Here is an 18,251-nt window from a genome sequence, read left to right on the forward strand (position 1 = left end):
CGCGCCGCGCTATCCGACATGGACTCCCGACATGGCAGATCAACCAACCCCAATCAGCATCGAGCAACTGGTCTCGACGATTGGTAGCGAGAACATCAGCGTTCAGAACCTGAATCAGGCTCTCGACGGCAACCAGCATGCAGTCGCGGGGCTCTCGCGCCTGACGTTCATGACGAAGGTTCCGCTGCTCGAAGTCACCGAGAGCAACGCGACCACCGGCCTGATCCTCTGGATCAAAACCGCGAAGGTGGTCGAGGCGGTCCTCGCACTGAAGTCTGGCGCTGCTGGCGCTGCTGGCGCAGGTGGCCGGGTGCTGATGTGCGTCTACTGCGGCATGCAGTACCCGCAGGGCACGCCGGCGGCCGGGGACCAGGTACTGACCGACCACATCCGCGTGTGCGAGAAGCACCCGCTCCGTGATGCTGAGGCCAAGGTGACGCGCCTGCGCGGCGCGCTGTATGGGCTGCTTGGACTGGACGGGCCGGAGCGGCTGAACGATATGGCACTGATCGTTCGCTCGATGCCAGGCGACGCCAGCGACATCGCGGCCACGCTCGAGGCGATCCGCGCGCTTCAGAGCCTGGAGGTGGCCCATGGCTGACGGCTCACTGCCTGCTCAGATCGTCGTCGCGCCGCGTGCGAAGACCAAGCCGCTCTTGGTCGCAGACCTGTTCTGCGGCGCCGGCGGCATGAGCAACGGCGCTGCGCGCGCGGTCCGTGAGCTGGGCCTGACGATGAAGCTGGTGGGCGTCAACCACTGGCCCGTCGCGATCGAGACGAACCGCCGCAACCACCCCGAGCATGCGGAGCGCATCGCCTGCGCGAACCTGGAGACGGCGCTGCCGCTGGACCATGTTCCGGAGGGCTACCTCGATCTGCTGGTCGCCGCGCCGTCCTGCGTGTTCCACAGCCGCGCGCGCGGCGGTCGGCCGGTGCACGACCAGCAGCGCATGGACCCGTGGCACGTCGTGCGCTGGTGCACCGAGCTGCGCGTGAAGCGGATCATCGTCGAGAACGTCCCGGAATTTATGGACTGGGGCCCGTGCTCGCTCGTGACCGGCCGACCGATCAAGTCGCGCCGCGGCGAATACTTCCGCGCCTGGATTGCGGCGCTGCAGGCCGTTGGCTTCCGCCTGGAATGGCGCGTGCTCTGCTGCGCCGACTACGGCGACCCGACCACGCGTCGCCGGTTCTTCCTCATTGGCCGCAGCGACCGCGGCCCGCTGGAGTGGCCTGAGGCGACACATGCGCGCGCCGCCACGACGGATCTGCTGGGAACCCGCGAGAAGTGGCGCGGGGCGCGGGAGGTCATCGACTGGACGAAGACGGGCGCCAGCATCTTCACGCGGGCCAAGCCGCTGAAGCCGAACACCATCCGCCGGATCCTCGCCGGCGCGGTCCGGTATCGCTGGCCGCAGCCTTACGTTGACGCGCTCCAGGCGCTGCTGGATGGCCGCGCGCCGCGCCTGGTGTTCAGCCGCGCCGAGGCCGTTGAGATGGGCCTGGCCGCGCAGGACGGAACCGGCCTGGTCTTGGCGACGGGCAGCGGCGGCGCAGCTCGCGACCTCGACCAGCCCCTTCCAACCATCACCACCGGCGGCGCCGGCGGCGCGCGCCCGGGTTGCGCGCGGCCGCAGCTGGTAGAGCCGCTCCTGGTCATGCGGACGAACAGCGACGGCGGCCGCACCTCCCGCCCGATCGATGAGCCCCTGCCCACCATCTGCACCGCCGGCGGCGGCTTCCTCGCCGATCCTCTGATCGTGCCGCTCTCGAACAGCAGCAGCGCGGGCGTGCCGCGGTCGGCCGACGACCCCATCCGCACAGTCACGACCGCGAAGGGCGGCGACCAGGGCGTCGCCGTGCCCCTGGTGGCGCCGTACTACGGCGGCGGATCCGGCCTGACAGCTTCGTCTGTCGCGGAGCCGGTGCCGAGCGTGACCACCAAGGCGCGCTTTGGCCTGGCCGAGCCGGTCGTGATGCGGGGCAACGTTGGCGCTGGCCGCACCCGCGACATGCGGCCGGTGAGCGATCCGATCGCCACGATCACGACCTCGGAATCGCTGGCGCTGGCCTCGCCTTTCCTGGTGCCCAACTTCGGCGAGGCTCCAGGCCAGGCGCCGCGCGTGCATGACTTCGACCAGCCCGTCCCGACCATCACCGCCAGCGGCCATGTCCAGCTCGCGGCGCCTGCGGCCGAGATCACCGATCAGGTCCGCATCGACATCAACTACCGGATGCTTCACTGGCGCGAGCTGGCGCGCGCCTCCTCCTTCGACGACGAAGGCCAGGTCTACGACTTCGCCGGCACGGCCACGGAGATCACGAAGCAGATCGGGAACGCCGTGCCGAACCGCACCGCGAAGGCGCTGTCCATGGCGCTGCTGCGCGACGCCGTGCCGGCTGCCCACACCGCGTCGCGGAGCGGGGAATGAACGCCCTCAGCCAGCACGCCGTTGCACTGGCCAGGAATGGGCACTGGCAGCTGATCGACGCTCTTGAGCTGATCGAGAGGTGTCGACAGGACAAGACGCTGGGTGGAATTTTGCACGCCGTCGGCTCTCCTGCGCTCCTGGGCTTCGTCACGCCCCCGGGCGCAGATGATGACGAGGACTGCGTCGCCTGCGGCGGCGATGGCGAGGTCGAGTGCTGCTGCTGCGGCGCAATGAAAGACTGCAGCGAATGTGACGGCACCGGCCGGCAGGCGATCAAGGCCGATGGCAAGGTCCAGCTCAGCGACGTGCTGACGTGGCGAACGCTCAATGGCGAGGGGCCGGTCGTCGCTTCTGCCGCCTTGCGGTCGGATGGGCCGTGGATGGACCTGCACACCGCTCGCGACCTGGTCACGCACTACCGGAGGCTGGTGGCTGTGCTCTGGGCTCAGGCGGGTGTTCCATGACCCCGCCACGTCGCCCCCTCATTCGCTACCACGGAGGCAAGTGGATGCTCGCGCCGTGGATCATCGAGCACTTCGGCCCCCACCACACCTACGTCGAGCCCTACGGCGGCGGCGGGTCGGTGCTGCTGCGCAAGCCGAGGTGCTACGCGGAGGTCTACAACGACCTCGACGATGAGGTCGTGAACCTGTTCACGGTGGCCCGCGATCGCGGCGAGGAGCTAAGGCGCGCGCTCGAGCTCACCCCCTTTAGCCGGGCCGAGTTCGACATGAGCTACCAGCCGTCCGGAGATCCGCTGGAGAGGGCGCGGCGCATGGTCGTCCGAAGCTTCCAGGGCTTCGGAAGTGCGGCGGCCTGCGGCGAAAAATCAGGCTTCCGAAGCACATCTTCCAGATCGGGCACGACGCCAGCCATGGACTGGATGCACTACCCGGAGGCCCTGGAGGCGGTGGTCGGGCGGCTCAAGGGAGTGGTCATCGAGAACCGGGATGCGATGGCCGTCATGGCGCACCACGACCGGCCGAACACGCTGCATTACGTTGATCCGCCTTACGTGCACAGCACGCGCTCGCTCAAGGTGAATCACAGCGACCACCGGAAGTCCTATAAGCACGAGATGACCGACCAGCAGCACGAGGAGCTGGCGGCGTTCCTGCAGACCCTCGCCGGAGCGGTGGTTATTTCCGGCTACGCCTCGCCGCTGTATGAGCGCCTGTACGGGGAGTGGCATCGGGTCGACCGGCTCGCGCTGGCTGACGGCGCGCGGCCGCGCATCGAGAGCCTCTGGCTTAACGCCAACGCCGAGCGGGGCATCGCGCAGGCGTCCCTGCAGCTGGAGCTATCCGCATGAAGCGGCGGCCGCTCCCGAAGAAGGACCCGAATCCGGGCTATGAGCGCAGCCCGGCCCAGACGGTGCAGACGAAATCCGGCCAGAAGGTCACCTGGATCGACGGGATGGTGCTGGTCGACCTGCGCGAAGAGTACCGGCGAGCGGGCCTGAGCTGGCCAGGAGAGGAGAGCAAGTGATCCAGCACCTGGTGAACGTGAGCGGCGGCAAGGACAGCACCGCGACATACCTGCTCGCGCTGGAGAGCGGGCGGCCGTTCCGCGCCGTGTTCGCTGACACCGGCAACGAGCATCCGCTGACCTTGGAGTACGTGGCGACCCTCGCCTCCAGGACCGGCGGGCCCGAGGTGGAGACCGTGCGCGCGGACTTCAGCGTCGCCCTGGCGCGACACCGCGAGTACGTGCTACGCGTCTGGCCCACCCAGGGCATCCCGCAATCAATCGTTGACGAGGCTGCCGCGCTACACGAGCCCACGGGCAATCCCTTTCTCGACCTCTGCATCAGCAAGGGGCGGTTCCCAAGCCGCATGGCTCAGTTCTGCACGGAAGAGCTCAAGACGATCCCGATCACGACGCAGGTCGTGGGGACGATGCTCCGCGCGGGCCAGGTGCTCCAGTGGTTGGGCATCCGAGCCGACGAAAGCCGAAACCGCGCGGCGCAACCTCGGTTCAACCGCCACGAGTCTGGATCGATGGTCTGGCGGCCGATTTTCAGGTGGTCGGTCGAGGAGGTGTGGCGGCAGCATAGCCGGCACGGGATCCTCCCTAATCCGCTTTATGCCATGGGCATGGGGCGGGTCGGCTGTATGCCATGCGTCAACTGCCAGAAGAGCGAATTGCGCGCGATCGCTGATCGCTTCCCGGAGCACATCGAGAGGATCGCGGCCTGGGAGGACGTCGTATCCCGCGCCAACAAGCGCCGCTCGGCGACCTTCTTCCCCGCGGTGACGGACCCGACCGACATCGATCGGCCCGGGACCTACTCGAGGATCCACACCCTCGTGGAGTGGAGCAGGACGGCCCGCGGCGGCCGGCAGTTCGACCTCTTTTTTCAACAGCAGGCCGGCGGCGGGTGCACGTCGGACCTGGCCCTGTGCGAGACCTGATGATGAACGTAGCAGTGAGAAACCTACCCCAGGCAGAGCTGGAGGCGCAGTTCGAGGCGCTGAAGTCGGAGATGGAGAGGCGCGCGGAAGCGCAGCGCAAGGCGACGTGGGCGCGATCGATGGCGAAGGAGTGTTTGAAGCGCGCCGGCGAGATCGAGGTGACGCCCACCCACGGGCGCGTGGGCAAGCAAGGGCGGAAGGACCGAGCCGCGAACTACGCCCGCGCCGAGGCGCGCGACTGGGAGGCGAAGGCGCGGCGCTACGAGGAAGAGGCCGGCCTGGTTCAGGCGGACGACTACGAGGGCCCGTTCTGATGAACAAGACCCCAGGCCTACGCCGGCCGCAGCCGGTGCGCGCCGGCGCGCCATCGGAATGGCAGCTCAAGCTGAACTCGCTCGGCCGCCTGCTGGGCGGTGTGCGGTATCGCTACGGGAGCGAGGTGCAGCTGCACGAGGTGATGGCCCAGGTCCTGGCCGGCACCGGCTTCCAGCGCGAGTACCGCCTCGACGCCAAGAATCGTGCCGACTTCTGGCTCGACGGCCTGGTGATCGAGGTCAAGGTCGACGGCTCGGCCGGCGACGCGCTGCGCCAGGTGGGACGGTACATCGAGCTCCCGCACGTGCAGGCCGTGCTGCTGGCCGGCACCCCGATGTGGGCATCCACGCCGCTGCCGAAGCGGCCCGAATGGGGCGGCAAGCCCTTCGCAATGATCCGCCTCCAGAGACAGGCCCTATGAACTACGGACGCATCGAGCACTCCCACGGCAACTGGTACATCTGGTGCGAGCCCCAGGTGCGCGCGCGCCTGAAGCGCGTGTTCCCCCGGGCGCCGCAGCACGCCTCCGACCGCATCCCCCTCAAGGCCTCACCGGAGAACAGCCGCGAGCTGAAGTGGTTCCTGGATCGCTACCCGATGGAGTTCAAGGGCGAAGGCGCCGAGCTGCTCGAGCGCCTGGCCCGGCAGCACGTCCAGATGGAGGTGGACCTGCGCGAGCTGGCGGCGGGCCGTCGTGAGATCCCCGCATTCGCCCTGGCCAAGCCGCCGCGCGAGTATCAGCGCGTGGCCGCCGCCCAGACCGCAATTCGCGGCGGCCTGCTGGTGGCCGACGACCTCGGCCTGGGCAAGACGGTCACCGGCATGTGCCCGATGGCCGAGCCCGGGAATCTGCCAGCGGTGGTGGTGTACCCGGCGGCGCTGCCGAACCACTGGCCGGAAAAGCTGGCCGAGTTCGCGCCGAACCTGCGCGTTCACCGCATCCGGAAGGGCAGGCCCTATCCGCTGACCCGGCAGCCGCGCCAGCGGCTGCAAGATCTCTGGGACACGCCCCCTGACGTGATCCTGATCAGCTACCACATGCTGCGCGGCTGGGCCGAGACCCTGGCCGAGTTCGCGCGCTATGTCGTGTTCGAGGAGTGCCAGCAGCTGCGCACCGCGGGCACCGACCTGTACGCCGCCGCGGAATACCTGGCCCATCGCGTGCCGCTGCGCATGGGGCTGACGGCCACGCCGATCTACAACTACGGGACCGAGTTCTTCCACGTGGTGAGCGCGCTCCTGCCGGACTGCCTGGGCGGCTACGACGAGTTCGTGCGGGAATGGTGCATCAGCGCGCCGGGGGAGAAGTCCCGCCTGAAGGACGCCGAGCTGTTCGGGTCCTACCTGCGCCGCGAGGGGATCATGCTGCGCCGGACGCGCAAGGAGGTCGGCCGGGAGCTGCCCGAGCTCCAGAAGATCCCGCACGAGATCGAAGCGGACGAGCGCGCGCTGGACAGCATCGCCGGCGACGCCACCGCGCTGGCGCGCGTGATCCTGGGGGCAAACGAGCGCTGGCGCGGCGAGAAGATGCAGGCCGGCGGCGAGTTCGACCGCCTCGTGCGGCAGGCCACCGGCCTGGCCAAGGCGCCCTATGTCGCCGAGTTCGTGCGGCTGCTGGTGGAGAGCGGGCAGCAGGTGCTGCTGTTCGGCTGGCACCGGGAGGTCTACAGCATCTGGCGGGAGAAGCTGGCCGCGTTCAACCCGGTGATGTACACGGGCAGCGAGTCGCCGAGCCAGAAGCAGGCCGCGAAGGACGCGTTCATCGCAGGCGAGTCCAAGGTCATGCTGATCAGCCTGCGCGCCGGCGCGGGCATCGACGGCCTGCAGCACGTCTGCAGCACGGTGGTCTTCGGCGAGCTGGACTGGAGCCCGGGCGTGCACGAGCAGTGCATCGGGCGCGTGCACCGCGACGGGCAAACCGAGCCGGTGATGGCTTACTTCCTGATCAGCGACCACGGCAGCGACCCGATCGTGTCCGAGGTCCTGGGCGTCAAGCGCGAGCAGATCGAGGGCGTGCGAAACCCGGGCGAGCACCTGGTCGAGCGCGTCGACATCGGCGAGAACCAGCTCCGGCGGCTGGCTCAGCAGTTCCTGGCCGCCCAGGGCGAAGCCCCGCCCGTGGCGACAACGCCGACACCTCTATTTCCGGAGCAGATGCTATGAATGTGGTGGCAAGTGACAGCGCCGGGCTTGTCGCCTGCGCGCGATGCGGTAGCGAGACGGGCCCCAAGATTCGGACGCGCTCGGAGGCCGCATATCGCGTGGTGTGCGACGCCTGCGGCGCGATGGGTTCCGAGCAATCAGCCACCCGCGAGGCGGCGGAATCGGTGTGGCGCAGACGTCCGCCTGTGTGGCAGGCCGCTCCGGCAGCGCCTCCGTCTGCGCCGGAAGTGGCAAAGAGTGCCAAAGCGGCCGCGCCGCGTGTGGCGTCCGAGCCGCCGGATGTCCTGGAGCTGCTGGGGCGCTTGCTGGTGGGCACCAGCTACAAGGTGCCGGTCGAAGGTAGGGGGTCGAAGCCCGGCCTGCAGCCCGCTGACATCGCTGGCGCGGCCGGCATGATGACCGATCCGCTGGCGCGCGAAGTGGCGTTGGCTGTGGCTCAGCGCTTGGATGAGCGCAGCTGCGCGCCTCGCATCGTCCAACTGTCCTATGCGCGTGTCGCCTATGCGGTCGTCCGAATGAGGCCACGCGCCTTAGACCTCAAAGAGCCGGCGGACTGCCACCGGCTGCGCTTGGTCATCTATGACGCGGCTGAAGCTCTTGTGTCGCCCTCCAGAAGGACACCTGCAGGAGGCCTCGCAAAGGCTGCGAACATGCGGAAAGACGCATACCTACGCGTTCAGAAAATCGCCACAGCGGAATTGCAAGCAGCACTCAGCGAGGCCGGCGTCGAGCTTCGCCGCAAGATCTTCGCGCCCGCTTAGGATGCCTTGAGTACCGAGATAATCTCATCGGCAGAGAGAAAAACGTCCGCGGTGAAAGCCTTGGATTCTCGAATCGGAGCGAAGACCGATAGCATGTTCTGGTAGCGATGCACGTAGGGGGCATGGGAATTAAGGTTGCGCCCCTTGAACTCTTCGAATCGGCCCATGTGCTCAGTAAGCATGCGAATCACGGTGATGTATTCGCCCTCGTGATTCCCGTCAAAGCCGGGGAACTTTGGATTCTTTCCGTATCCGTACGGGACCTCGGCTGCGATCCTGTCTTTATCAGTCTGGTCCAGCTTTCCGTATGAAACCTCGATAAAACTCCACATATCTAGGACGTCACAGACGAAGCCCACGTGATCTGGGGTGTTCTGGCCGCTGAGGAGGAATCCGTGTTCCCAGTGAATAGCCCACTCCGAATCGTTCCACAGGGCGGAAGCTACGAGCTTCGAATCAACGTCGCCGTCCTTGACTGTCTGCTTGTGAATATCGGCAAGCATCGCCGCAATGAGCTTCAGATAGCTTTTCTCGTCCATCCATGTTCCCCATACGTTTAGCCGCCACCTGCGGCGAGTTAACATTAACGGGTGAACGCGCCACTTCCAAGTAGCGCGTCAATCCACCTGTGGCAGGTGTGGAGGCTTTTTCCTTCCACACCTGATCCACAGTTGCGCCGGGAACCAGGAATAGGCTTAAATCGCCAGCGTGCAGAGTTGCCTGCGTAGCGCGGCACTCAGCGAACCAAGGCCATCGCCAGCCACCGGACGGGAGTTCCGATGGCCGGCGGTGGCCTTCTTGTTTGCGGCGTAGAGCAATTCGGCAGCTCGCTGGGCTCATAACCCGGAGGTTGCGGGTTCGAGTCCCGTCGCCGCTACCACTTCGATCACTACACCGGCCGGTGCCTGTTCGGTCCCGTCGTGAGACGCCGCCGCGGGCAGCGCTTGGAAGGGCGTAGGGAGCCGCAACCGGTGGTGATCGATTCTTAATGGAGATGGCCGTGGCTTCCGTCGCTGCAGAACTTGCGAGGGGCATTAACCGGAGCGCCATCACGCCGGCAATGAAGCTGCTGCCGGCGCGCATGGACACGCTCACTGCTCGGGTGGTGATGGTGGCCATCAGCGGACAGGAGGCCGACTTCCGGCACCGCTGGCAGGTGATCGATCCCGGCCGCCCGGATGTGCGCGGGCCCGCGCGCGGGCTGTGGCAGTTCGAGCGCGGCGGCGGTGTTCGCGGTGTGCTGCTTCATCCGCAGTGCGCGGCCGCGGCCGCCCAACTGTGCAGCGCTCGAGGTGTGGCGCCGGACGCGGCCGCTGTGCATGCGGCGCTGGCCGGCGACGATGTGCTCGCAGCCGGCTTCGCCCGCCTGCTGCTGTGGAGCGATCCGGCGCCGCTGCCGGCCGTCGGCGACGCCGGCGCGGCCTGGCAGCTCTACCTGCGGACCTGGCGGCCTGGCGCCTACACCGACGGTACGCCCGCGGCGCGCGTGCGCCTTCGGGGCAAGTGGACCGGCTACTACGCCACGGCGCGCGAAGCGCTGACGGGATGAGCGTGGACATGCAGCCGGAACAGGACGGGCGGGCAAGGATCACCCTCGGCCCAATCGAGAAGGCGATCGCGAGCGCAATCGGCGCCGCGCTGGTCGTGGGCTTCTACTGGCTGGTGGCGTCAGTGCAGTCGATGCTGACCCAGCAGCAGGTGACCGCCCAGCAGTTGGCCGCGATGAACCAGCAGCTGCAAACCATCAACACGCAGCTGGCCGACGTGCCGGCGCTGAAGCTGGAAGTGGCGAAGACGCAGATCAAGGTCGACCAGCACGACCAGGAAATTAGAGAGCTGCGACAGCTCAGGGGTGTGAAGTGAAAGTTCAGCTGATCGAGGACTGGCGAGCCGCGTGGCGCCTGTGGTCCGTGCGCTATGCCGTGGCGCTGGCAGCCCTGCCGGAGCTGCTGTACCAGGTCGCACAGGGGCTGGGCCAGGTGCTACCTCAGCTGCCGGCCGTGGCGCTGGACTACCTGCCACCGTGGCTGCGCGCCGCGTGCGCTGTGCTGTCGCTGATCGCGGTGGCTCTGCGCGTGCTGCGTCAGCCTGCAGCCCCATGCGCGTCGGCTAGCGCGGATCCACGCACGCCGTCCGAGAGCAGTGACAGCGCGAGCAACGCGGACAGCCACTCAATGCAGCTCGATGGCCGCAGCGGAATCACGTACTGCACTCGCTGCGGCGAGCTGGCGCCCGGGACCAAACGGTCATGTGCTGAGCGACTGGCCTTGTTCGATAAGGCGCGGGGGCGCGCGCCGTGAACATCCCGGATCCTCTGGCACCCTACGTGGGCCTGATCCGGCTGGTCCTGTGGTGCGCTGTGGGCGGGGCGATCTTCATCGGCGGCTGCAAGCACGGCGCGGCGAGCAAGCTGGCCGAAGCCGAGCGGACGGTGACCGCTGCCCAGGGCGAGCGGGATAAGGCCAAGGAGAACTCGGCCTCGTACCTGGCATCGGCGAACGCATGCGGCGCCTCGCTGGCCAACGTCAACCGCGAGACCGAGCTGGCGCAGCAGCGCGCCGCCGAGTGGAAGCGGGCCGCTGACATCGCTGACGCCCGAGCCGCGCAAGCGCGCGCCGATGCTGCCGCGGCAGCCGCGAAGGCCGACAAGGCGCTGCAGGCCGCGAAGGCGAAGCCAGCATGCGCCTCGCAGCTCGCAATGCAGCTGTGCCCCGAGATACCCCTGCTGTAGGCCGCGCCATGCTCTCGATCGTGCCCTGCACGCTTCGCCAGGCAAAGGCATACGTCGCGGAGCATCACCGCCACCACCGGCCGCCACAGGGTGGGTTGTTAGCGATGGCGGTGCTGGCAGGCGACCGTCTGTGTGGTGTGGCGATCATTGGCCGTCCAGTAGCGCGTGCGCTCGACGATGGGCGGACGGTCGAAGTGACCAGGCTCTGCACTGACGGGACGCGCAACGCGTGCTCTGCGCTCTACGCCCGCGCGCGTCGCGCGGCTTTGGCTCTGGGGTACACGAGGGTGCTGACGTACACGCTTGAGGAAGAGTGCGGGGCGAGCCTGCGCGGCGCCGGATGGACTGCTGTTGCAACCACCCGGGGTGGTTCATGGGACACGCCTTCCCGGCGCCGATTCGACAACCACCCGCTTCAACGCAAAGTCAGATGGGAGACCGCATGAACCGCCTGCTGCTGATCGTCGTGCTCCTGCCGCTGGCCGGCTGGGGCGGCTGCTCCCGCGTGGTGAAGCCGACCATCCCCGAGACGGTGTACGTCAAGGTCGAGGTGCCGGCGAAGCTGCCGGAAACGCTGACCGCACCGTGCCCGCCAGTGCGCGCAGCGACTCGGACCGTCGAGGCGGTGGTCCGAGCCTACAACGCGAACCTGCCGGCGCAGACCGACTGCGACCAGCGCATGGGCGAGATCCGCAAGCTGACGGCCCCGGCCTTGAAAGCGAGTCCGTAGCGCCGTAGGTGTGAAGGCAAATGTTAAGCCCGCGCGCCCGATCCAGTCTGTTCAGCTTTATGAACGACAGGGCGGGGGCCCCTGGCGGTCGTGAGCCTCAACCGCGGGGGAGGACCGGCGCGGTTTTCGAGAATTTTTCGGGCCTCCATGGTCCTCCACCACAGGTGGAACTTCACAGCCATTTTTAAGGGGTTTGGCGCTGCGCACGCTGCGCATAGGTGAGCATGGGCGAGGTCAGCGCATTCCAGGCAGGGTGGTCTATCGCCCGCCTCGCCGACGAGTTCCGCATGGACCGGCGGACCGCGACAAAGAGGATCCGCGAAGCCGGCGTGGCGCCGCTCGGCAAGAGGGGCGGCCACGATGTCTACCGCCTGGCCGACGTCGCGCCCGCACTGGTCGATCCGTTGCCGAGTCCGGCCGGGGATGAGGGGGTCATCGATCCCCACAACCTGCCGCCGCCGGATCGGCTGAAGTGGTTCCAGTCGGAAAACGAGCGGCTGAAGCTCGAATCGAGCATGGGCCTGCTGGTGCCGGCGCTCGAGGTCGAGGCGCGTTTCGCCGAGCTCGTGAAGACGCTGGTGATGTTCATGGACACGCTGCCCGACGTGCTGGAGCGCGACGTGGCCCTGTCCCCGAAGCAGGTGCAGGCGGTGCAGGAAAGCTGCGACCGCGTGCGGCAGGAGATGTACGAGCGGGTGGTCGATGGCGACGTTCGCGACAGCGCGTGAGGTGATGCTCGGCACGGCCGAGATGATCCGACCGCCGCGGCGCATCGACGTCGTCGAGGGCGCGAAGGCGCTCCAGGTGGTCAATCCGGCCGGCAGCATGGGGCCGTGGAACCCTGCCGTCAGCCCTTACATGGTCGAGCCGTTGAACCTGACGGCCAGCCGTCTCTATGAGGCTGTGGTGTTCGTGGGGCCTGCGCGGTCTGGCAAGACAATCGCCCTTGTCGACGGGCGGCTCGCCTACACGATCACCTGCAATCCGTCGGACACGCTGATCGTCCATACGAGCCAGCTCGGCGCGGAGGACTTCAGCAAGACGCGCATCAGTCGCGCGATCAAGGAAAGCCCGAAGCTGCGGGCGGCGCTGAGCACCCGCGGGCACGACGACAACGTGCTCATGAAGATCTTCCGGTCCGGAATGGTCTTGCGCATGGGGTGGCCGTCGCTGTCGGTGCTGTCGAGCAAGGACATCCACGACGTCCTGATGACGGATGTGGACAACTTCACCGGCGACATGAGCATCGACGAAGCGTTCGGCGCCGCGTTGAAGCGCATCCAGACGTTCATGTCGGCTGGGATCATCGTGGCCGAGTCGAGCCCGGCGAAGGACTACACCGACGGCAAGTGGAAGCCGACCACGCCGCACGAGGGGCCGCCGGCGCCGGGCATCAGCGCGCTCTACAACCGCGGCGACCGGCGGCGCTGGTACTGGCCGTGCCCGGAATGCAAGCAGCCGTTCCAGGCGGCACCGGGACTCGAGCGGTTCTTGCTCCCGCCGATGGAAGAGCTGAAGGAGCGAGTGCTGGTCGACAACACGCTGGCTTTGGCCAGACGGTTCTCGATCCTCTACTGCCCGCACTGCGGCAACGGGATCGAGCAGCAGTGGAAGAAGGAGATGAACGCGGCCGGCCGCTGGGCTGGTGACGGTCAGGTCGTCCACCCGGATGGCTCGATCGAAGGCGCGCTCCTCGAGAGCAAGACGGCGAGTTTCTGGCTCGGCGGCGTAGCCGCCGCGTTTCAGTCGTGGGAGTCGCTCGTCGAGCGGTACCTGCAGGCGCTCAAGTCATACCGGACCAACGGCGACGAGAAGGCGCTCAAGACCACGACCAACGTGGATCAGGCGCTTCCCTACGTGCCGATGGCGGCGCGGTCGGAGATCGATCCGGGGGACATGCAGCAGCGCGCCGAGGACTGGCCCATGGGCATGGTCCCGCGCGGCGTGCGCTTCCTGACCGCGACGGTCGACGTCCAGGCCAACCGCTTCGTGATCCTCGTGATCGGCTGGGGCGTCGGCATCACCGGCGCGCTGGAGCGCTGGGTGATCGACTGGTTCACCCTGCGCACCTCCGCGCGGCCTGACGGTTCTGGTGGGTTCCTTGGCCTGGAGCCGGCGAGCTACCTGGAGGACTGGGACCGACTGGTCGACAAGGTCATCCAGCGCCGGTACCAGCTGCACGACGACAGCGGACGCACGATGCCGGTGCGCGCGGTCGGCATCGACTGGGGCGGCAAGGCCGGCACCGCCCCCCGCGCGCTGGAGTTCTGGCGCAGCCTGAAGGCGCGCAGCCTGCACTGGCGCGTGCGTCTGGTGAAGGGCGACGGCAACCGCAACAAAAACGGCCCGGTCTTCAGGGAGACCAGGCCCGACGCCAGCAAGCGAAAGGACCGCAACTCTGGGTCCGCCGGCGACGTCCCTCAGCTGCTGCTCAACACGAACCGGCTGAAGGACACGGTCGCGGCGAACACCGCGCGCGCCGAGCCCGGGGTCGGCTACTACCACTTCCCGGATTGGCTGCCGACCAGCTTTTACGACGAGCTGACCGCAGAGACGCGGCTGCCGGATGGCTGGAAGAACCTCGCCAACGCGCGAAACGAGGCTTTCGACCTCAGCGGCTACAACGAGGCGCTGGCGCTCTGGCTGAAGGTGCCAGCCGTCAATCTCGCCAACCCGCCGAGCTGGGCGGCCGATTGGGATCACAACCCGGACGTCGTGCACGGCGGCGCCGCGCCGGTGCCCAAGCCGCGCCCGGTGAAGCGCCGGCGCGTCGTCCGCAGCAACTACTTGGGGCGGTAACTCATGGCATTCACGCAGGACCAGGTCACGGCTCTGGAGAAGGCGATTGCGTCCGGCACGCTGCGCGTGAGCTATGCGGACGGCGTCGGCACGCGCGAGGTGACCTACCAGAGCCTCAGCGCGATGCGTGCGCTGCTGCGCCAGATGCGCAACGAACTGAACCCGCAGCCGGCCTGCGCGCGCAAGCGCCGCGGTCTGGTGCGCCTGACCCAGACGGGGACCGGACTTTGAACCTCGAAGTCGCCATGCCGCTGCCGGCGTTCCGCGCCTCTGGCAATGGCCGCCGCCTCAAGATGTTCACCGCCAGCACGCTGGGCCCGAATGCCTCGCAGCTGTACGGCAAGCCGACGGTGCTGGCGCGTGCACGCCACCTGGCGCGCAACGACCCCTGGGCTGTGGCTGCGCTCAACAAGTCGGTCAGCAACGCGATTGCCACGGGCATTCAGGCCAAGCCGGTTTGGGGAACAAAGGAGCACAAGGCCGAAGTCCAGAAGTGGTGGAACAGCTGGATGAAGGTCAGCGACGCCGACGGCGTCCTGCACTGGTACGCGCAGCAGGCGCTGGGCTACCGCAGTTGGAAGGAGGGCGGCGAGGTCTTCATCCGCCTCCGGTACCGTCGCCTCAGCGACGGCCTGCCGGTGCCGCTGCAGGTCCAGCTGATCGAATCCGAGCAGTGTCCGCAGCACTACTACGCCACGCTCAGCAACGGCAACGTGGTGCGCCGCGGCATCGAGTTCGACAAGATCGGCCGCCGGGTCGCGTACTGGATGTACCGCACCCACCCGGGCGACTTCGAACCGGGAGTGGTGAACGCCGGCGATCTGCTGCGCATCCCGGCCGAGCAGATCCGCCACCTGTACCGTCCGTCGCGCCCGGGCGAGATCCGGGGCATGCCGGCATCGGCCTCGGTCATCGTGCGCATGTTCAACCTGGACAGGTTGGACGACGCAGTGCTGGAGCGCCAGGCGATCGCAAACCTGTTCGCGGCGTTCTACACCCAGAAGACGGTGGTGGAGAGCGACGACCCGAACCGCGAGCCGGCCGATGGCGTGGTCACCGACATGGAGTCGGGCGTTGACGAGAACGGCGAGCCGCTGGCAGGCCTGGAGCCGGGCACGGCCCAGGAGCTGCCACCGGGCTACGACGTCAAATTCAGCGCGCCGCCTGGTGCTGGCACCGACTATGCCGAATTCCTGCGCGGCCATTTGATGGCCATCGCGGCGGCGCACGACATCCCGTACGAGGTGCTGACCGGCGACCTGCGCAATGTCAGCGATCGCGCACTGAAGCTGATCCTCAACGAATTCCGCCGCGTCATCGAGGCGGACCAGTGGCTCTACCTGATCCCGCAGATGTGCCAGTTCGTGCGCGAGGCCTGGTACGACCAGGCCGTGTTGGCGGGACGGCTAGATGTGCCTGGCTACGCCGATCTCCGCGAGGAGGTCACCGAAACGCTGTGGGTGCCTCAGGGCTGGCCGTGGTCGCATCCCGTGCAGGACGTCCAGGCCGAGAAGCAGGCGGTGCGCGCAGGGTTCAGGCCGCGCAGCGCGGTGGTTCTGTCTTCGGGCGAAGACCCCGAAGAGGTGATGAACCAGATCGAGCAGGACAACGCCGAGGCAGACCGCCGGGGCATGACGTTCGACAGCGACGCGCGCCGGACGAACGCCAGCGGCGTCGCGCAGCCCGACGTCGACGAACCGGCTGCGGCCGGCGACCGCACTTCCGAGAATCAGGAGTAAACGATGAACAAGCCGACCCTGCTGGCCAGGATCTTCGGTCGCAGCAAGAACCCGGTGGTGGCGTCGCTGGCCAGCGCCGCACTCAACCGGCCGCTGCTGGTCCACCAGGCCATGGGCGAGGCGCTGATCAGCGCCTACCTGCATGCCGACGTGACCAGCGCGGACACCGAGCTTTCCGTCGACCGCTTCTGGACCTGCGATGGGTCTCCGGTCCAGATCGAGGCATCCGACGGTGACGCGACGGCCAGCGCGGTCGCGGCTGATAAGCCGGAGGGCATGTTCGCCGTGATCAACATCAGTGGGGGCCTGGTGAACCGACCGATGCCCGGCCCCAGCGGCGGCGGCCCGCAGAGCTACGTGGCGCTGCGTGACGCCTTCGACGAGGCGATGGACGATCCCCGCGTCGAGGCCGTGGTACTCCGCATCGAGTCGCCGGGCGGCATGGCCTCGGGCAACTTCGACCTGGTGGACCGCATCTTCGAGCGCCGCGGCGAGAAGCCGGTTCATGCGCTGGTGGACGACTATGCCTACTCGGCAGCCTTCGCGATCGCCTCGGCCTGTGACCGGATCTGGGTGAGCCGCACGGGCGGCGTCGGCTCTGTGGGCGTGGTCGGCTATCACGTGGACTGGAGCGCCGCGGCGGAGATGGCCGGTGCGAAGGTCACCGCGATCTATGCCGGCGCGAAGAAGATCGATTTCAGCCCGCACTTCCCGCTCAGCGAGTCGGCGAAGGAGGACGCTCAGCTCGAGATCAACGGTCTCTACTCGCTGTTCACGAATACCGTGGCGCGCAACCTGGGCATCGACGTGGAAGCCGTGGTTGCAACCCAGGCCGGCACCTTCAACGGCCAGGCCGCGATCGACGTCGGGTTCGCCACTGACCTGGGCACCTGGGACGACCTGGTGAGCTTCCTCGGGGCCGAGAACACGAAGGAGCCGCCCGCTCCCGGCGGTGAGGGGGACGGCGGCGACCAGCTTGACGCTGACCTGCCCGAGCAGAACCCACCGGCCATCGAGCAGGGTGCCGCGGCGCCCCCAAGCCCGGCAGAGCTGGATGCCGCCTATACCGCGGCCGTGCTCGCAGCCGACGTTCCCACCGACGTCTCGATGGCGCTCCTGCGCCGCGGGCGGCTCACGCAGGATGCGCCGGCCGCGCTGGCCTACGCGCGGTCGGTGCGGGACGCGTGCGCGGCAGCCGGAGGCGGCCTGATCGACCTGGCCGCCGACTACATCAAATCGAACACCGACATCTCTGTCGTCCGCACGCAGCTTGCCGCTGCGAAGGCCGAGGACAAGGAGATCGTCACCGCACTTCCGGCGGACGCCGCCGCGAAGCAGGGGCTCGGTGCCAAAGCCAAGACCCTCAATCCCACCTCCATCTACGAGAACCGGAGACCTGAAAAATGGAGCTGAACACCAACGGCGTCCGCACTGGCGCATTCATTCTGTCTGAGGCGAACGGTCAGCGGAGCCGTGAGCTGATCATCATCCCGGGCGGCCAGGGCAAGCTCACTGCCGGCACCCTGCTGAACACCGATAACGAGGTGGCCACGGACTTCAACGAAGCCATCAAGGTGCTGTACGACTTCGTCGACACCGGTGAACCGCCCGAGCAGGGTGAGACCGCCGTCGCGGTCAAGGGCGTGGCGATCAACTACGACGCGGAGGTTCATGGCGAGCTTCTGGCCTGGCCGGAGGGCACGACCGATGACCAGAAGTTGATCGCGGCCAACGCGCTGGATGCGGCCGGCATCGTGACGCGCTGGACGGAGCAGCCGGTGGCATCCGGCGATGCGCACCACATCGAGTTCATCAGCTATCCCGGCTCCGCGACCGCTGGCGTTGCCGCTGGCACCGTCGTCGCGCACGTGAAGACCGTGTTCGGCGGGCTGGTCACCGGCAGTACCGCTTCGGTGACGCTGACCAAGGCCACCGGCCCGGGCACGCTCAGCGGAGGCGGTGCGAAGGCCGCCGTCGATGGCGTAGTGACCTGGGAGGGCGTCACCTTCAGCGCCGCCGGCACGGTCACGCTCAGCGCTGCTGCCACCGGACTCACCTCCGCCGTGTCCGACGACATCACGGTCGTCGCGGCGTAACTCGCGCCAGGTAACTGGCTCCCGCATCCAGCCCCGCTTCGGCGGGGTTTTTTAATTCCAGAGAGGACAGA

The 18,251-nt window shown here is 67.8% G+C and carries 23 protein-coding genes and 1 tRNA gene; 23 read left to right on the forward strand and 1 reads right to left on the reverse strand.

Features of this window, described 5'->3' with window-relative positions; all coding sequences use genetic code 11:
* The first annotated feature begins 31 nt into the window (after positions 1 to 31).
* The 10 genes from WFQ05_RS19495 to WFQ05_RS19540 are packed head-to-tail and all read left to right on the forward strand — an operon-like array spanning position 32 to position 8,085.
* Positions 32 to 601 (forward strand): hypothetical protein, encoded by a 570-nt coding sequence (locus WFQ05_RS19495; protein WP_337055011.1) that lies wholly within the window; start codon positions 32 to 34, stop codon positions 599 to 601.
* The gene (locus WFQ05_RS19500; RefSeq protein ID WP_337055012.1) at positions 594 to 2,432 is read left to right on the forward strand and encodes a DNA cytosine methyltransferase; all 1,839 of its coding nucleotides are present in this window, start codon (positions 594 to 596) and stop codon (positions 2,430 to 2,432) included. Before WFQ05_RS19495 ends, WFQ05_RS19500 begins: the two co-directional genes overlap by 8 nt.
* On the forward strand, positions 2,429 to 2,896 hold the full coding sequence (locus WFQ05_RS19505) for a hypothetical protein (RefSeq protein WP_337055013.1): 468 nt from the start codon (positions 2,429 to 2,431) through the stop codon (positions 2,894 to 2,896). Before WFQ05_RS19500 ends, WFQ05_RS19505 begins: the two co-directional genes overlap by 4 nt.
* On the forward strand, positions 2,893 to 3,744 hold the full coding sequence (locus tag WFQ05_RS19510; RefSeq protein WP_337055014.1) for a DNA adenine methylase: 852 nt from the start codon (positions 2,893 to 2,895) through the stop codon (positions 3,742 to 3,744). Before WFQ05_RS19505 ends, WFQ05_RS19510 begins: the two co-directional genes overlap by 4 nt.
* Positions 3,741 to 3,920, forward strand: coding sequence for a hypothetical protein (locus WFQ05_RS19515; RefSeq protein WP_337055015.1), 180 nt, complete (start codon positions 3,741 to 3,743; stop codon positions 3,918 to 3,920). The genes WFQ05_RS19510 and WFQ05_RS19515 overlap by 4 nt, the downstream gene beginning before the upstream one ends.
* Positions 3,917 to 4,846 (forward strand): phosphoadenosine phosphosulfate reductase family protein, encoded by a 930-nt coding sequence (locus WFQ05_RS19520; protein WP_337055016.1) that lies wholly within the window; start codon positions 3,917 to 3,919, stop codon positions 4,844 to 4,846. The genes WFQ05_RS19515 and WFQ05_RS19520 overlap by 4 nt, the downstream gene beginning before the upstream one ends.
* Complete coding sequence (locus WFQ05_RS19525) at positions 4,846 to 5,160, forward strand: hypothetical protein (protein ID WP_337055017.1); 315 nt, start codon at positions 4,846 to 4,848, stop codon at positions 5,158 to 5,160. Before WFQ05_RS19520 ends, WFQ05_RS19525 begins: the two co-directional genes overlap by 1 nt.
* Entirely contained in the window at positions 5,160 to 5,582 is a 423-nt protein-coding gene (locus tag WFQ05_RS19530) for a hypothetical protein (RefSeq protein ID WP_337055018.1), read from the forward strand. Before WFQ05_RS19525 ends, WFQ05_RS19530 begins: the two co-directional genes overlap by 1 nt.
* Entirely contained in the window at positions 5,579 to 7,324 is a 1,746-nt protein-coding gene (locus WFQ05_RS19535; protein WP_337055020.1) for a DEAD/DEAH box helicase, read from the forward strand. The genes WFQ05_RS19530 and WFQ05_RS19535 overlap by 4 nt, the downstream gene beginning before the upstream one ends.
* Complete coding sequence (locus WFQ05_RS19540; RefSeq protein ID WP_337055021.1) at positions 7,321 to 8,085, forward strand: hypothetical protein; 765 nt, start codon at positions 7,321 to 7,323, stop codon at positions 8,083 to 8,085. The genes WFQ05_RS19535 and WFQ05_RS19540 overlap by 4 nt, the downstream gene beginning before the upstream one ends.
* Here WFQ05_RS19540 and WFQ05_RS19545 read toward each other — a convergent pair.
* Positions 8,082 to 8,624, reverse strand: a complete 543-nt coding sequence (locus WFQ05_RS19545; RefSeq protein WP_337055022.1) for a YfbU family protein — start codon at positions 8,622 to 8,624, stop codon at positions 8,082 to 8,084. The two genes, WFQ05_RS19540 and WFQ05_RS19545, sit on opposite strands and share 4 nt — an antisense overlap.
* 264 nt (positions 8,625 to 8,888) lie before the next feature.
* Between WFQ05_RS19545 and WFQ05_RS19550 the strand changes: the two genes are divergently transcribed.
* From WFQ05_RS19550 to WFQ05_RS19610, 13 genes are all read left to right on the forward strand, one after another.
* Positions 8,889 to 8,965: transfer RNA gene (locus tag WFQ05_RS19550), tRNA-Met, on the forward strand.
* A gap of 108 nt (positions 8,966 to 9,073) precedes the next feature.
* Positions 9,074 to 9,634, forward strand: a complete 561-nt coding sequence (locus tag WFQ05_RS19555; protein ID WP_337055023.1) for a hypothetical protein — start codon at positions 9,074 to 9,076, stop codon at positions 9,632 to 9,634.
* Positions 9,635 to 9,642: 8 nt separating this feature from the next.
* Positions 9,643 to 9,948, forward strand: a complete 306-nt coding sequence (locus tag WFQ05_RS19560; protein WP_337055024.1) for a hypothetical protein — start codon at positions 9,643 to 9,645, stop codon at positions 9,946 to 9,948.
* Positions 9,945 to 10,385: a hypothetical protein gene (locus WFQ05_RS19565; protein ID WP_337055025.1), complete on the forward strand. Its 441-nt coding sequence runs from the start codon at positions 9,945 to 9,947 to the stop codon at positions 10,383 to 10,385. Before WFQ05_RS19560 ends, WFQ05_RS19565 begins: the two co-directional genes overlap by 4 nt.
* The gene (locus tag WFQ05_RS19570) at positions 10,382 to 10,816 is read left to right on the forward strand and encodes a hypothetical protein (RefSeq protein WP_337055027.1); all 435 of its coding nucleotides are present in this window, start codon (positions 10,382 to 10,384) and stop codon (positions 10,814 to 10,816) included. Before WFQ05_RS19565 ends, WFQ05_RS19570 begins: the two co-directional genes overlap by 4 nt.
* Before the next feature lie 8 nt (positions 10,817 to 10,824).
* The gene (locus WFQ05_RS19575) at positions 10,825 to 11,262 is read left to right on the forward strand and encodes an XF1762 family protein (protein ID WP_337055029.1); all 438 of its coding nucleotides are present in this window, start codon (positions 10,825 to 10,827) and stop codon (positions 11,260 to 11,262) included.
* Positions 11,259 to 11,546, forward strand: a complete 288-nt coding sequence (locus WFQ05_RS19580) for a hypothetical protein (protein WP_337055030.1) — start codon at positions 11,259 to 11,261, stop codon at positions 11,544 to 11,546. Before WFQ05_RS19575 ends, WFQ05_RS19580 begins: the two co-directional genes overlap by 4 nt.
* A 224-nt stretch (positions 11,547 to 11,770) precedes the next feature.
* On the forward strand, positions 11,771 to 12,274 hold the full coding sequence (locus WFQ05_RS19585) for a DUF1441 family protein (protein WP_130534499.1): 504 nt from the start codon (positions 11,771 to 11,773) through the stop codon (positions 12,272 to 12,274).
* Positions 12,249 to 14,345 carry a terminase gpA endonuclease subunit gene (locus tag WFQ05_RS19590; RefSeq protein ID WP_337055032.1) on the forward strand — a complete coding sequence of 699 codons (2,097 nt, stop codon included), beginning with the start codon at positions 12,249 to 12,251 and terminating at the stop codon, positions 14,343 to 14,345. Before WFQ05_RS19585 ends, WFQ05_RS19590 begins: the two co-directional genes overlap by 26 nt.
* Before the next feature lie 3 nt (positions 14,346 to 14,348).
* Positions 14,349 to 14,576 carry a hypothetical protein gene (locus WFQ05_RS19595; RefSeq protein ID WP_130534496.1) on the forward strand — a complete coding sequence of 76 codons (228 nt, stop codon included), beginning with the start codon at positions 14,349 to 14,351 and terminating at the stop codon, positions 14,574 to 14,576.
* Positions 14,573 to 16,084: a phage portal protein gene (locus tag WFQ05_RS19600; RefSeq protein ID WP_337055036.1), complete on the forward strand. Its 1,512-nt coding sequence runs from the start codon at positions 14,573 to 14,575 to the stop codon at positions 16,082 to 16,084. Before WFQ05_RS19595 ends, WFQ05_RS19600 begins: the two co-directional genes overlap by 4 nt.
* 3 nt (positions 16,085 to 16,087) lie before the next feature.
* Positions 16,088 to 17,497 (forward strand): S49 family peptidase, encoded by a 1,410-nt coding sequence (locus tag WFQ05_RS19605; protein WP_337055038.1) that lies wholly within the window; start codon positions 16,088 to 16,090, stop codon positions 17,495 to 17,497.
* A complete protein-coding gene (locus WFQ05_RS19610; protein ID WP_337055040.1) occupies positions 17,488 to 18,180 on the forward strand; it encodes a head decoration protein in 693 nt (230 codons plus the stop codon). Before WFQ05_RS19605 ends, WFQ05_RS19610 begins: the two co-directional genes overlap by 10 nt.
* Positions 18,181 to 18,251 lie beyond the last annotated feature (71 nt).

The organism is Pseudoxanthomonas sp. USHLN014, from assembly GCF_037153335.1.
Classification (GTDB): Bacteria; Pseudomonadota; Gammaproteobacteria; order Xanthomonadales; family Xanthomonadaceae; genus Pseudoxanthomonas_A; species Pseudoxanthomonas_A winnipegensis.